7 protein-coding genes are annotated in these 15,377 nt (G+C 65.6%); 4 read left to right on the top strand and 3 right to left on the bottom strand.

Features of this window, described 5'->3' with window-relative positions; all coding sequences use genetic code 11:
- The first annotated feature begins 79 nt into the window (after positions 1–79).
- On the top strand, positions 80–1,426 hold the full coding sequence (dnaB, locus tag J2S42_RS08570) for a replicative DNA helicase (RefSeq protein WP_307237211.1): 1,347 nt from the start codon (positions 80–82) through the stop codon (positions 1,424–1,426).
- Positions 1,427–1,733: 307 nt separating this feature from the next.
- Here the strand turns inward: dnaB and J2S42_RS08565 are convergent, their stop codons facing one another.
- On the bottom strand, positions 1,734–2,195 hold the full coding sequence (locus J2S42_RS08565) for a hypothetical protein (protein WP_307237209.1): 462 nt from the start codon (positions 2,193–2,195) through the stop codon (positions 1,734–1,736).
- 387 nt (positions 2,196–2,582) lie between these two features.
- Between J2S42_RS08565 and J2S42_RS08560 the strand changes: the two genes are divergently transcribed.
- Genes J2S42_RS08560 through J2S42_RS08550 form a run of 3 tightly spaced genes read left to right on the top strand, consistent with a single transcriptional unit; the run spans position 2,583 to position 13,477 of the window.
- Positions 2,583–5,993 (top strand): LamG domain-containing protein, encoded by a 3,411-nt coding sequence (locus J2S42_RS08560; RefSeq protein ID WP_307237207.1) that lies wholly within the window; start codon positions 2,583–2,585, stop codon positions 5,991–5,993.
- Between the two features lie 2 nt (positions 5,994–5,995).
- Positions 5,996–12,946, top strand: coding sequence for a polymorphic toxin-type HINT domain-containing protein (locus J2S42_RS08555; RefSeq protein ID WP_307237205.1), 6,951 nt, complete (start codon positions 5,996–5,998; stop codon positions 12,944–12,946).
- 9 nt (positions 12,947–12,955) lie between these two features.
- Positions 12,956–13,477, top strand: coding sequence for a hypothetical protein (locus tag J2S42_RS08550; protein ID WP_307237202.1), 522 nt, complete (start codon positions 12,956–12,958; stop codon positions 13,475–13,477).
- Between the two features lie 224 nt (positions 13,478–13,701).
- On the opposite strand, the gene J2S42_RS08545 is transcribed toward J2S42_RS08550, so the two are convergent.
- On the bottom strand, positions 13,702–14,616 hold the full coding sequence (locus tag J2S42_RS08545) for an IS3 family transposase (RefSeq protein ID WP_307237199.1): 915 nt from the start codon (positions 14,614–14,616) through the stop codon (positions 13,702–13,704).
- Complete coding sequence (locus tag J2S42_RS08540) at positions 14,613–14,924, bottom strand: transposase (RefSeq protein WP_307237197.1); 312 nt, start codon at positions 14,922–14,924, stop codon at positions 14,613–14,615. The genes J2S42_RS08545 and J2S42_RS08540 overlap by 4 nt, the downstream gene beginning before the upstream one ends.
- Positions 14,925–15,377 lie beyond the last annotated feature (453 nt).

Genomic DNA, 15,377 nt, shown 5'->3' with positions numbered 1-15,377 from the left:
CTATCGGCACGGAGGCTTGAGCCAGCCGAAACGTACGCCCCGACACCGCCTCCGGTTCGACCGCCGATAAAGTGTCCACATGGGAAGCGAGCCCGGAGATGGCAGCATCTTTGCCGATCTCCTGCCGAAAGAGATAGCGGCAGAGAAGGCCGTCCTGGGCGCGATGATGCTCAGCAAGGACGCCATCGCCGAGATAGCCGACATCGTCAAAGAAGACAACTTCCGTGAGCCACGCCACAGGCTTGTATACAGAGCGGCACTGTCGCTGTTCGGACACGACGAGCGCGTTGACCCCGTACAAGTAGCCGCCGCGCTCCACGGCCTGGGAGAACTGGACGAGTGTGGGGGAGCGCCATACTTGGTCAGCCTGATCGATGCCGTCCCCGTGGGCGCCTCACCCATCTCGCTCGCCCGCGCGGTCGCGGACTCCAGCCTCCGCGCCCGGCTACTCGACGTCGGGCACAAGATCATCAAGATCGCTGCTGCGGACGATGTCACGGATGCCCGCACGGCAGTGGAACTGGCGCAGGCGGCCATGCATGAACTTGCCGAACACGGGGATGGCGATCCGTTCACCTACCCCGAACTTCTCCAGCCACTGCTGGACGACATCGAGAGCACGGGAAAGCCCGAGCCGGCCACGCGCGGACACATGTCCACCGGAATCGACGACCTCGACAGGCTCACAGGAGGGCTCTGGCCCGGCACGCTGAACGTCATCGGTGGCCGCCCTTCCATCGGCAAGACGACCCTGGCGCTCACCATCGCACGCCACGTCGCAGCGCGGTTGAACAGAACCACTCTCTACTTCACGCGCGAGACGAGCAAAAACGAGATCGCCAGACGAATCGCTGCCGCAGAAGCGCGTGTCCCCCTTCACATCCTGCGCTCCGGTCAACTCTCCGACGACGACTGGACCAAACTCGCTCACTCGCTTTCGGACACGTCCGAGATCCCGCTGTACATCGATGACAGAGCCCGGACGATAGGTGAGATCCGCGCCAAAACGCGACGCATGCACGCCCGCCTGGGCCTCGAACTGATCATCGTCGACTACCTGCAACTATTCGCAAACGGATACCACGAACGCTACCGCGAGCTCTCCGACATCACCCGCGACCTCAAGGACCTCGCACGCGAACTAGCCATACCCATTCTGGCCATATCGCAGCTCAACCGCGGTCCCGAACAACGCACAGACCACCGGCCCCAGCTCGCCGACCTCCGAGACTCAGGAACGGTGGAGGACGACGCCGACCTCGTCATCCTCGTGTATCGGGAAGATCACTACGACCGGGAATCACCAAGAGCGGGCGAAGCTGACCTCATCGTCGCCAAGCACCGTCACGGGCCAACAGATGTCGTCACAGTCGCAGCGCAGCTGCACCTCAGCAGGTTCGTCGACATCGTCTTTCCTTCCGCCTGACGGAGAGCAAACCGCAGCGACGCCGCATGTGCGGTACGGCGCCGAAGGCGGCGAGACTCCCAATAGCATGCTGCTATTGGCTGGTGCGCGCGGCGCACGCCGAGAGCGTCGAAGACCCACAGTGTCCGTGGCAACCGCCAGGCGCTCCGTGCGGACCTCAGCGAACGCGCCGAGACCGCGGAGGCCTCAAGTAGGCGCTACATCCAGACGTTGGTGATGGACCGCTCCATGCCCGTCAAGGGGCGGTAGCGCGGGGAGCGAGTATGGCGTCGGTGCTCGGACCGAACCTCCGGCGGATCGGGGGGCGCTATCGGGGCTTGAGGTGTGGTGTGGGCACCTCGACTCCCACTCTGCCACAGGCCTGGAAGGTCTGGGTGATCAGAGTCAGGGAGGTGGGAAAGCCGGAGAGCACGTCGGTGGCATCGCGTTCGCCCGAGTCATGGACCTCGAACACATCCTGGTAGGTGCCGCCGGTACGGGCGAGATCGGGGTTGCCGGAGTCGGCGAGGAGGTCGGTCACCTCGCGCATCTCGTCGAGGCTGATCGTGGGCCGGTCGCCGGTTGCCGCGACGGTGGCGATGCGCCGGCAGGCGATGACGCCGGAGTCCTCCCGTGGATAGAACGCAAACGCGACGGCCGTCGCCGCCGCGAGGACGCCGATGACGGCGGCACCGATCAGCAGGGCGGATCGGTGCCGAAGGAAGGACGATCGGCCGTCGGTGATGTTCTGGGTGGAGGTGCTGTTCAGGGCTGGATCGTTCGCGTTCACGGCGCAGATTATGCACAGTGCCCGGACCGGGCCGTTTGCCGGCGGATCGTTCGAGCGCCTACATCTTGTAGGGAGCTATGGCGGGAGGTGACGGACGGTGATGATCAACTCGATTCGTCCGTTCTGCGAATACGCTTTGTAATCCCTGTTTACTTCCTGGGTGTCGCCCTCTAAAGTCCCTGCGGCTGATCTCGATCACCGGGGGAGACTGCTGTGTCACGTGGCGTCATGCTGCGCGTGTTTGGTTTGTCGTCGCGGCGCAGGTTCGCATTGCTGCTGTCCGGTGTGGTGGGTCTATCGCTGCATCCGTTGCTGGCACAGCCCGCGTCAGCCCTCGGACTCAGGCCCGAAGTGGAGCGCGCCGCGCAGACCGGCGAGCGAGTCGAAGTGCTGTCGGAGCGTACCGAATACTCGCAGGTCTTCGCCGAGCCGTCGGGGCGGCTCGTGATGGAGTCCACGGTGGTGCCCAAGCATGTGCGGCACGCGGACGGCTCGTGGTCGGAGACGGACCTGGATCTGTCAGTACGGCCGGACGGCACGGTGCGACCCGGTGCGTCGGTTGCCGATGTGCGGTTCTCCGGTGGTGATGATGCGCCGATGGTGACGCTGGTCGACGCGGGGAAGACGCTGACGCTGTCGTGGCCGGGGGATCTGCCGGCGCCGGAATTGAGCGGGGACTCCGCGACGTACCGTGGCGTGCTCCCGGATGTTGATCTGGTGCTGCGGGCGACATGGGGTGGCTTCACGCATGTGCTCGTGGTGCACACGCCGAAGGCGGCGGAGTCGGTCCGGTCGGTGACGATCGACGTCGGCGGTGACGCGTCGGTGACCGCGCTGCCGGACGGCGGGCTGCGGGCGGTCGCGGGCCGTACGGTGCTGGCGACCGCGGACGCGCCGACGATGTGGGATTCGGCGGCGCCGCCGCTGTCGTTGATGGCGCGGATGGCAGCCTCGGGTGCGCCGTCGTCGCCGGCCGGGCCGGGGGAGGCGTCGAACACGGCGGCGGTGCGGGCCGAGGTGACGGCGCAGGGTGATCTGCGGCTGATCCCGGACGCGGACATGCTGGGCGCGCCGGAGCAGCATTTCCCGTTGTTCATCGACCCGGCGTGGGACAAGAAGCCGGCCAGGTGGGCATATGCGACGAATAACCAGGCCAACGACCACAATGACCGGGCTCGGGTCGGCTACAACCCGGACTCCAAGGCGTTGCACAGGTCGTTCTTCAAATTCATGACGACGGACCTGGCCGGGAAGTATGTGTACTCGGCGCGGGTGCAGATGAAGCTGGACCACTCGTGGTCGTGTGATCACACGCCGACGTCGATGTGGGTGTCGGATGCGATCAACGGCGCGCAGAAGAACGGCGACCGGGTGACGTGGTGGACGATCCTGCGCACCGGGCTGGTGGCAGCGTCCTCACACGCGAACGACGCCGGCGGTTGCGGCCCGGAGCAGCTGGACATGGTCGTGCAGTTCGACAACGCCGCGGTGAAAAACCAGGTGCAGTCATTCGCGACCGGCCGGAAGACGGACATCACGTTCGGGTTCTGTGCGTGTGACCTCAGCGGCGCGATGGAGGGTTACGCGGTCCGCTGGAAGACGTTCTTCGCGGATGCCGCGGTCCTGGTGGTGGAGTACGACAGCATTCCGGGTACGCCGGAGCGGCTGATGGTCGAGCCGAACACCGACTGCAGTGTGCCGATCTCGACCGGGACGCTGACGCCGCGGCTGTACGCGCGGCTGCCGGATGCGGACACGACCCAGAAGCTGACGGCGACGTTCCAGTGGAAGCAGATCCCGGCCGCGGGCCAGGTCAACGACGGCACATTCCCGGTGTCGACGTCGACGGTGGTGAACCAGTCCGCGAACGCGCAGTCCTCGCCGGTGCAGGTGACGATCCAGAACGGCAAGCGGTACGCGTTCCGGGTACAGACAAAGGATCCGGCGCCGTACAACCAGTCGAGCCCGTGGTCGGGGTGGTGTGAGTTCTACCCGGACACGACCGTGCCGGCCGAGCCGACGGTGACGCGCACGTCCGGGGTCCCGGGGCCGGGTGGCGAGGCGGCGTTCACAATCAGCACGCCGTCGCTGGACGTGACGAAGTTCCGGTACGGGTGGAAGAACCCGCCGGACAAGGAGATCGCGGCGACGCTGACGACGGCCGCCGACGGCAGCAAGTCGATGACGGCGTCGGTGAAGCTGTCCACGGTCAAGTACGGCGAGAACATCTTCACCGCGTACGGCATCGACAAGACACTGAACCTCGGTCGTGCCACCAGCATCTCGCTGCTGGTGACCAAGCCGGCTGGCCCGCTGGCCAGCTACGGCCTCCAGACTTACGCGGGCGTCACCCAGTCCGCGGCACTGCAGAACAGTATGGATCCCGGCGCCGGGAACGCCCTCGCCGCCACCGACGTTACCTGGACCGACGACGTACGGATTTTGGGCGGACAGGCGGCAACCTTTACCGGCACCGCCACTCAAGGCGCGGTGGCCACCGGCGTAGCCCTGGACACGACGAAGTCGTACTCCGTCGCGGCCTGGGTGCGGCTGACCGACCTGACCACGACGTCGACCGTCATCGCCAAGGAAGCTCCAGCCGGGGTGTCGAATCCGTTCCGGTTGCGGGCACGCCCGCTGACTTCGGGCAACTCCTGGTGCCTGCTCATCCCGTCAACCACGACAACTGCTGGCACCGAGGTTTGTTCCAGCACCCTGAATACCGCTGGACGATGGACACACGTCGCCGCGGGTTTCGACAGCGCGGATCGGCGGATCAAGGTCTGGGTCGACGGCGTCGAAACCTCAGCTGGCTTCAACGCACCGACGACGAACACCGATCCGGTCGTCATCGGTCGCGGTCGGGACGCTGGCTCGACCGGTTCGGTCGAGCGGCTGCGCGGCAACGTGGCCGAGGTGCAGATCTTCGACCGTGTTCTGGTCGCGGACGACTTCACCGGCGCGATCGCGGTCCGGACCGCAGACGGTGAGGTCGACGAGCCCGGCATCATCAGCCATACCCAGGTCGGTCGCTGGTCGTTCGACCTCGGGATCTCGTGCTTCGACGAGACGGTCCCGGACAACTGCGAGGCCTCGGCGGACGACGCGTTCGGACGCAGGCTCGCTCTCACGAACGGATCGGTCGTTGACGCGGGCTGGATGAACTCAAGTCTGTTCCTCGACACCGATCTAGCCGACGGCACCACCCCGAACACGCCGACCCGGGAGTACGGCAGGACGCAGAAGAACTTCGGTAGCCATAGCGCGCCGGTCTGGCAGGATGCGCCGGTCCTGCGCACGGACCAGTCATTCAGCGTGTCCGCGTGGGTCGACCCGCTGGATATCGGTACTGGTGCACACACGATCGTGTCGCAGGACGGTCCAGACCGCACGCCGTTCGCGCTGTCGTTGCGGCCGAGGACGGTGGACGGTGTCACGTCCGACTATTGGACGTTCTCGATGCTGCCAACGGCCGGTGACGGGGCTGACTCGGTGCGGTCGGCGAAGCCGGTCGCCTACGACGACGCCGCCGGGTGGACTCACCTGGTCGCTGTCTACGACAGCGCCCGTAAGCAGCTTCGCCTGTACGTCAACGGCGTCCTGCAGGGCGCGACGACCAACCTCATGCCGGTGTGGCAGGCATCCGGGCCGCTGGTCGTCGGCGCTGCGCTGTTCGGCGGTGTGCGTACCGACCGCTGGTACGGCGGTATCGATGAGCTGAACGTCTACCAGGGCGCCCTCACCGACGCCCGGGTGAAAGACATCTTCACTGTCCAGAGCGCGGCTGCGGCCGGCTGACGATGACTGAGCTGGCGAGCACCGACGTGGAACGGATGGGAAGCAACGTGGGCAGGTCGACTGTCGGTGTGTTCAGGTGGCCCGGCCGCCTGCTGGCGTCCACGCTGGGCGCGGTCATGGTGAGTACGCTGCTGGCGGTGCCACCGGCGCTCGCCGTACCGGCGGCTGAGCCTGAGCGGCTGCGTGGCCAGGTGGAGAAGGCCGGCACGGCCGGCCGGCAGGTCACCGGTCTGCCGCCCGCGGTCAAGGAGATCCCGCCGCTGGACGTTCTTGATCCGGTGTGGCCGACCGCGGCGTCGGCCCGCGCGACGCTGAAGAGCGATGCACCGGCGAAGGCTGGCGCGCTACCGGTGACCGTCGCCCGAGCGGCGGGCGGGGCCGGAGCCCAGCTGCCGTCGGATCTCACGGTCGAGGTGCTGGATCGCACGCGGGTTCCGGCGGCATGGCGGGACGGCGTCGTCCTGCGCGTCGGCGGTGCACCCGGCACAACGACCGCGGGCGTCGCCGAGGTCGAGGTCGACTACAGCGGGTTCCGTGAGGCGTACGGTGCCGGCTGGTCGTCGAGGCTGCGCCTGTGGCAGCTGCCATCGTGCGCGCTGACCACGCCGAACCTTCCGCGCTGTTCAGCGCGGCAGCTGGAGACCGCGAACGACACGACCGAAGCGACGGTCTCGGCGGAAGCCATCGTGCAGCCGATCGGCGGCACCGGTGCCGCGACGACCCGCGCGCAGCTGGCAGGCGACGCGGCGATCGCCACGACGGCCGGGACACTGCTGGCGCTCGCCGCCGGCCCCTCCGGTCCGTCCGGCGACTACGCGGCCACGACGCTGTCACCATCGTCGACGTGGAGCGCCGGCGGCAACTCCGGCGGCTTCAACTGGTCATACAAAATCAACACGCCCCCGTCCGCGGCCGGCCCGACACCGTCGATCGGCCTGTCGTACTCGTCGTCGAGCGTGGACGGGCGCTCCTCCGCGTCGAACAACCAGCCGTCGTGGATCGGTGAGGGCTTCGAGCTGGAGTCCGGGTACATCGAGCGCCGCTACATCGACTGTTCCGAGGACACCGACGGCGGGGCGAGCAACGGCGAGGACTTCGTCACCGGCGACCTGTGCTGGCGGTCGGACAACGCCACGATGAGCCTGAACGGCTCCTCGACGGAGCTGATCTGGCAGTCCGGGAAGGGCTGGCACGGCCGGACGGAGAACGGCTACAAGATCGAGAAGGTGGTCGGCGGGCCGAACACCAACGGCGACAACGACGGCGAGTACTGGAAGGTCACCGGCACCGACGGCACCGAGTACTACTTCGGCCGGCACGCGCTACCGGGGGAGAGCGACAAGACCGAGTCGGTGTTCACCGTCCCGATCTATGGCAACCACCCGAACGAGCCGTGCCGGGCCGCCTCGGGCGCGTTCGCAGCGTCGATGTGCGACCAGGCGTGGCGGTGGAACCTCGACTACGTCGTGGACGTGCGCGGCAACACCATGTCCTACTGGTACGCCAAGGAACTCAACCAGTTCGCCACCCGAGCCACCGACTCCGAGAACGTCGGCTACGTGCGCGGCGGCACGCTGCAGCGCATCGACTACGGCACCTGGGACCGCGGCACCGCCGACCGGTCCGTAGACGCGAAGATCCAGGTGCTGTTCGAGACAGGCGACCGGTGCCTGACCTCCTCTTGCAGCACGCACGACAAGCCGGACTGGCCGGACGTCCCGTGGGACCAGGAATGCGCGCTGACCGCGACCGCGTGCGAGGGCAAGTACTCGCCGACGTTCTGGTCCACGAAGCGCCTCAAGAAGATCACGACGCGGGTGTGGGACACCACCAAGAGCACGCCGGCCTGGCAAAATGTCACCTCCTGGGCGCTCAGCCACGGCTTCCCGTCGCCGGGCGACGGCGGCGACCCCGGCCTGTGGCTGTCCTCGCTGACGAAGACCGGCGAGGCCGGCACGGCGATCACCCTGCCGCCGGTGACGTTCGAACCGGAGGCGCTGCAGAACCGGGTGCTGACCAAGCACAACACGACGAACAACTGGCAGCGGCTATCGAGGATCGTCAACGAGTTCGGCGCCACCACCCACGTCACCTACTCGCAGCGCGACTGCGCGGCCGGCAACCTGCCAGCCTCGCCGCAGCACAACACGAAGCGCTGCTATCCGGTGATCAGCCCGGATCCGGCGAACCCGGACAAGGACCTCACCGAGTGGTGGCACAAGTACGTCGTCGACTCCGTCACGGAGACCGACGTGCAACTCAAGGACGGCGGACAGTCGCCGCCGATGGTCACCAGCTACACCTACGAGGGCGCACCCGCCTGGCACTACGCCGACGACGACGGCCTAGTCAAACCCAAACGCAAGACCTGGAGCCAGTTCCGCGGGTACGCGGCCGTCACCACCCGGGTCGGCGCGAGCACGTTCCAGTCGCTGACCCGCAGCACGTTCATGCGCGGCATGCACGGCGACCACGGCGCGACCGCCCCCGTGACGGTCGGCGCCTCGATCGGCACCGAGACCGTCTACGACGAAGACGCGTTCGCCGGCATGACCCGCGAATCGATCACCTACAACGGCAGCCTCGACAAGCCGATCGCCAAGACCGTCAACGTCCCATGGCAGTCCGCGCCGACCGCCAGCCGCACCATCAACGGCGACACCGCGCACGCCCGCTACGTCGGCGTCAGCACCACCTACTCCGCTACCGCTCTCGGCGTCAACGGCGAGCGCGGGTGGCGTACCGCCAGCACTCACACCGTCACCGACCCCATCTACGGCACCGTCACCTCCGTCCAGGACAACGGCGACATCGCCGTCACCGGTGACGAGACCTGCGTCAAGAACGTCTACAACCGCAACACGGCCAAAAACCTGACTGGACTGTTCAAGCAGGTCACCACCACGACCCTGCCATGCGGGACGAACCCGACGAGCCCGGACCATATCGTCGGCGAATCCCGCACCTACTATGACGGCGCCACCAGCGTCGACACCGTGCCGACGTACGGGTCCGCGACCCGTGTCGACGGGCTGAAGAACTGGACCGCCGTCGGCGGCACCGAGTTCGAGAAGCTCAGCACCGCCACCTATGACGCGTTCGGCCGCCTCGACACCAGCACCGACCGCAAGGGCGGCGTCACCTCCACCACGTACACGCCGGCCGCCGGCAGCCCGGTCACCAAGGTCACGGTCAAGAACCCACTCGGCTGGACCAGCTCGGTCGAGGCGAACCCGTACTGGGGAACGCCGACCATCTCGACCGATCCGAACAACCGGATCAGCACCCAGGAGTACGACGCGCTCGGCCGGCTCAGCAAGGTCTGGGACATCGGCTGGACCAAGGCCAAGAACCCCACCACCCCGCTGGCCCGCTACACCTACACCTTCAACGCGGACCGTAAGAAATATCCCTTCATCAAATCCGAGTCCCTGCACGCCAGCGGCGGCTACACCACCACCTACGACATCTACGACGGGTTCCTCCGCCCCAGGCAAACACAGACCGCTGCACTGAACGACAGCGGCGACGCGGTCATCACCGACACCCACTACGACGAGTGGGGACGGGCCTCCACCGTCTACGCGCCGCACGCCGAAGAAGCGACACCATCCGGCGAATACCTGTACTACGCCCCCTGGTCCGTTCCATCCGTCACCCGCACCGAATACGACCAGGCCGGCCGCGGCCGCGCCAGCGTCTTCCTCACCACCGGCGAGAACGACAGCAACCTCGTCGAGAAGTGGCGCACCACCACGGTCCCGGAAGGCGACCGGACACTCGTCACCCTACCGCGCGGCGGCACGCCCACCACCACGATCAACGACCTCAAGGGCCGCACGATCGAACTACGGCAGCACACCACCGCCGCCGGTGTCGCGGGGGACTACACCGCGACGACGTACGCGTACAACCGCAAGGACCAGCTCGTCAAGATCACCGACGCTGGTGGCAACGAGTGGACGATCGGCTACGACCTCAAGGGCCGCGAGATCACCCGCAAGGACCCCGACGCCGGCACCACCACGACCACGTATAACGCCTACGACGAAGTCGAGACGACGACCAACGGCGCCGGTGAGGTCCTTTACCGCGCCTACGACCTGCTCGGACGACAGACCGAACTGCGTGACGACTCCGCCACCGGGAACCTGCGCGCGGAGTGGAAGTACGACAAGCTCTACACCAGCCAGCCGTTCAAGGGCCAGCTCACCGAAGCCATCCGCTACGACAACAGCAACCCCGCCGGTACCCGCGCCGCCTACAAGTGGCAGGTCCGCACCTTCAACGAGCGCTACCAGGTCGTCGGATCGCACTACGTCATCCCGGCCGAGGAAGGCGAAGGCCTCGCCGGCACCTGGCCCTCCAGCAACTCCTACGTCGATACGACCGGCGAACCGAATGGTGCTACATACCCTGCGGTTCCCGGCATCGGCGCCGAGCAGGTCACCACGGAATTCCACCCCAGCAACGGCCTGCCGAACAAACTCAAGACCAACCTGAACTCGGTCGGCTCCTACGTCGCCAACCAGCAGTACACCGCCTACGGTGAACCGACGTTCAATAGCCGACAGATGACCGGCATGGTCGGCGGACGATACGTGGACAGCAACACGATCTACGAGCGCTCTACCCGCAGGGTCAAGCAGACCACCGTTCAGCCGCAGACCGCGGCAGGTCCCGTCGCGAGCATCGAGTACGAACGCGACGAAGCCGGCAATATCCTCAAGATCGCCGACACACCCGCCGTCGGCACCGCTGACAGCCAGTGCTTCCGCTACGACGGCCTGCGCCGCCTCACCTCGGCCTGGACACCCAAGACCAGCATCTCCTGTGAGACCGACCCGAGCTCCGGAAACCTCGGTGGACCGGCACCGTACTGGACCGACTGGACCTTCGACGCCGTCGGCAACCGCGCCACCGAAACCAGCCACACCAGCACCGGCGACACCACCACCAACTACCACCTGCCGGCCTCAGGCCCGACCACGGTCCGCCCGCACGCCGTCACCGGCACCACCACGACCACACCCGGCGGAACACCGACCACCAAGGCCTACACCTACGACAACGCGGGCAACACCCTCACCCGCGCAGGCCAAACCCTCACCTGGGACGCCGAAGGCCGCCTCGCCAGCACCACCGAAGGCGCGAGCGCGTACAAGAACCTGTACGACGCCAACGGCGGGCGACTCATCCGCCGCGACCCCACCGGCACCACCCTCTACCTACCCGGCACCGAAATCCGCCGCGCCACCGGCGCGACCACCGTCACCTTCACCCGCTACTACACCTTCGCCGGCCAGATGGTCGCGTCCCGCACCGGCACCCAACTCGACAACCTGTCCTGGCTCTACAACGACCACCAGGACAGCCAGAACCTCACCGTCAACGCCTACGCCGCCGACCAAACCGTCACCACCCGCCGCCAAACCCCCTACGGCACACCCCGCGGCACCGCACCGTCCTGGCCGAATCAGAAGGGCTTCGTCGGTGGAGACAGCGATCCCACTGGCCTGATCCACCTCGGCGTCCGCGAGTACGACTCAGGAATCGGCCGCTTCATCTCCGTCGACCCGCTGATGGACCTCGCGGATCCCCAGCAATGGACCGCCTACTCCTACGCCAACAACAGCCCAATCACCTTCTCCGACCCCACCGGCTTCATTCCCGAAGAAATCGCCGGCGGCTATGACGACTTCCGCAGGGCCAACAGCGACAAATGCTGGAGCGGCTGTAAGAAAAAGTTCACCGCTAAGGACACCTACCAGGGCCGCCAGCCGATCGCGAACACGGCGCTGCCCAACGGTACGACATTCCGGCGTGAGAATGGCCGCAACTACATCAACGATCTGGCCGTTCCAGAGGGCGGCCCCGAACTTGATATTCTCGCCGCCGCCGTCGACCGGCTCCAACCAACCGTGTTTCCGGATTGGTCGAACTGTGGCGACGTTCTGGAGGGCAACACCTGCGACCTGGACACCGCTCATCTGATGGCCGAGGCCTGCAGCCAGATGGACTGCGAGAGCTGGTACACCTTAGAGCTATATCAATATGTCAGCGAGCAGACATGCACTGACCAAGGCTGTGATCCCGGTTTAGCCCTAGCGAACTTCGGCCTGGGAGCGGGCTTCGCATGGGGCGGCCGCAAAGCCTCCAAGAGGCCGACGTACGAGTCTTGCGACGGCAACAGCTTCACCCCAGACACTCAGGTCGTGATGGCTGACGGCACCACCAAACCCATCTCTCAGGTCCGTATCGGCGATGAGGTGCTTGCCACCGATCCCGAAACCGGCGAGACCGCCGCTAAGTTGGTCGAGGCGACTCTCATCCATGTCGATCGGCAGCTAGTGGATGTCACGCTGGACGGCCGCTTGTTGGGCAAGGTCGTGAAGACAACCGCGGATCATCGGTTCTGGAGCGAAACGCGGCATGATTGGGTTAGGGCAGGGCAACTGGTCTCAGGTGAACGCCTTAGCACGCCAAGTGACAACTCGGTCGTTGTCCGAAGCGTCGCCCTCCGCATTGTCGCACGACTGATGTGGAATCTCACGGTTGATGATGTCCATACGTATTATGTGCTTGCTGGCGATACGCCGGTGCTCGTCCACAACGACGGTGTTACCCCGCCCGCAATAGTTCAAGCGGGAATCGATGCATATAACCGTGGCGAGCTGACTCAGCGAAAGACCACGAAAATGGAGAACGGCAAGCCGGTAAGGGTTAATGGAAGAACGGTCCAGATTGATGACTTCTACGAGGGTCGATCCGGTCCCATTGGGGCGCGTGAATTTTGGCGGGGGGCAGCGATCTATGAGATTCCCGGCGGTGGAAACGATTACCGCCTTCTTGTAAAGAGTGACGGTAAGATTGGCTGGGTAGGTCCTAAGGGGGGGCGTGCTGGGGCCGGTCACAATTATGATCGAATCACTACATATCAACCGTGCGGGTGATGAGTTTACGTGATAGATAAAGCCTCTACTGTCGATTCTTTGTATGCTGCGGGAATCGAGGTTATGGATTATGTCTGGAATGGGACGACAGTGCCTGCTGCGGCGGCATGGATGCTCTCCGCATGCTCAATCGCTGACGGCAGGGTGGATTTCGAAGTGATGTTCGACGACCCACGCATCATTGAAAAGGCCAATGCGGCGTGGTTCGATTTCGCGACCAGCGGTGGCCTCTTTAATGAGAATCGGGAGTTTTTAGTTTCCGTCGGTCCCGTGGATGGAGAGAATCCCGTGAGGCCGCACTGGGCCCGAGTGCGGCTCAATGAGTGTTGGGATGTTATGGGTGTCGGGACTGAATGCGGTGTTCTTGGTGGACCGAGGGGGCGGCCGGGCTTTGTGATGATGTCGCTCGATGAGCGTGTGCTTATAGGTGCAACGACATGGGATGGATTTATGAGCGTTATGAGACTTTTAAGTCCCATTGACGCAGAACCGATCCGCCGCGCTATGAACATTGCCGGGCCTCGGGCTTAAGCGCTGGTTAGCAGAACACGCTTTAGCTGGCTAACTATCTTCCCCGATCGGCCCAGGGTCAGGGCCGTTGCGTTCTCGCGGAACAGTGCTCTGACCAGCGGTCCCATAGTGTGAGGGCCTCTGTGGAGGCGGGTGAAGCGGGTGAAGCCCTCAAGGTGATCATGGAGTTTCTATAGGACTTCATAACACAGAGGTGAGTTCCCCCCGCTTTGACGGAGCGGTGGTTACCTGCTTCCGGTCGGGGCAGGGGTGAGGTTATCTGGCTCGGTCTGGGCGTGCCAGGCCGCCTCGTATTCGTCCGGGCTGAGGTAGCCAAGCTCCTTCTGGATGCGGCGGGAGTTATACCAGCCGTCGATGTATTGGAAGATCGCGTTCTCGGCCTCGTCGCGGGTCCGCCACGACGTTCGGTAGACCAGTTCGATCTTCAGCGTGGACCAGAAGTTCTCCATCAGCGCGTTGTCGTAGGAGTCACCGACCGAGCCCATGGACGGCCGGATTCCGTTGTCCTGCAAGCGTTGTGAGAAGCGGAAGCTCGTATAGTTCGAGCCGCGGTCGCTGTGATGGATGAGTTGTCCGTCGCGGACGTCACGCGACCAGATGCCGTACTCGAGGGCGGCCAGGATCAGATCGGTGTCACACCGGTCGGAGGTCTTCCAGCCAACGATCCGGCGGGAGAACACGTCGCGGACGGCGGCCAGCCAGAACACGCCCTCACCGCACGGGATCCGCGTGGCGTCGGCCACCCACAGCTGGTTCGGGCCGGCTGCGGTGAAGTTGCGGTTGACCAGATCCGGCGCCGGCGTGTGCCGCGGGTCTTGCTTCGTGGAGCCGCCGCGCCAGCCGCGGCGCAGGAACGCCCCGTGCCAGCCCTGGCCGGCCATCAGCCGCTCGACGCGTTTGCGGCCCACGCGGATTCCGTCGCGGCGCAGTTGCCGGTGGATCCGGTCGGCGCCATAGGTGAAGCCGGAGGCCTCCCAGGTCTCATAGATGTTGGAGATCAGCCCGCGGTCGACCAGGTCCCGGTCACACGGCTGTTCCGCCTGCTTGAGCCACTGGTAGTAGGTCGACTCGGCGATGTTGAGGACCCGTAGCAGGAGCGCGACCGCGAAGCGGTCACGGTGTTCGTCGATGAACCTCATGACCGTCGCCGGGTCGGGCCGAGCTCCGACGCGAAATAACTGCTGGCGGCACGCAGGATTTCGTTGACCCGGCGCAGCTCAGCGACCTCTTCGCGCAGCCGGCGGTTCTCCTCGGCCATCTCGGTGGTGGGCCGGTCATGACGTTCGCCCGCATCGGCCTCGGCTTGGCGGATCCAGTTACGCAGCGCCTCGTGATGCACGTTCAGCTGCTCGGCCAACCGGCGAATCGTCGGCTTCGGCTCCGACTCGCGATACAGACGCACGGCACGTGCCCTGAGTTCGTCGGGGTACTTCTTCGGTGCGGCCACGGATACTTCCTCCCCATGATCAGTCGATCATGCTTGAGAAGCTCCGCCAAACCGGGGGGAACTCAGATCGCAAGCCACTGCGGCATCATGCCGGACACCCCGACAGTCAGCGGCCGTCGTGCTGGAGATCCCTCCGTCACGCCCGGCGCATGGAGGTGGTGCGGGAGCTAACCATGCACTGCATCGGGCTTCGACTGATCTACCAACCTCAGGAAATCAGCCCCATGGCGCGTGATCTGTCCGAACCGCCTGCGCCGTCGGCGACCTATCTGCTCCAGCGGCCGCTACCTCCATCAAGTAGCCACCGCTATCGGCCCACCTGCCCGCGGATCGGTGGCCGAATGGACACGCCCACCCTGTGCCTGCGGCGCTCTGCGCGGATGGCGTACTGGCGCGTGGTTGGAGGTGGGCTCCGTACCGTCGGGCTGCGCCTAGGCTGGGCTGATGACTGGG

Origin of the sequence: Catenuloplanes indicus, assembly GCF_030813715.1 — a bacterium.
GTDB classification, from domain to species: domain Bacteria; phylum Actinomycetota; class Actinomycetes; order Mycobacteriales; family Micromonosporaceae; genus Catenuloplanes; species Catenuloplanes indicus.
Note: the sequence above shows the minus strand (reverse complement) of the source record. Positions and strands in the feature narration are given on the sequence as shown.

What these genes read in the sequence shown, in the direction of transcription:
- J2S42_RS08545 (WP_307237199.1), bottom strand. Translation starts at nt 14,616, where the DNA reads ATGAGGTTCATCGACGAACACCGTGACCGCTTCGCGGTCGCGCTCCTG.
- J2S42_RS08555 (WP_307237205.1), top strand. Translation starts at nt 5,996, where the DNA reads ATGACTGAGCTGGCGAGCACCGACGTGGAACGGATGGGAAGCAACGTG.
- dnaB (WP_307237211.1), top strand. Translation starts at nt 80, where the DNA reads ATGGGAAGCGAGCCCGGAGATGGCAGCATCTTTGCCGATCTCCTGCCG.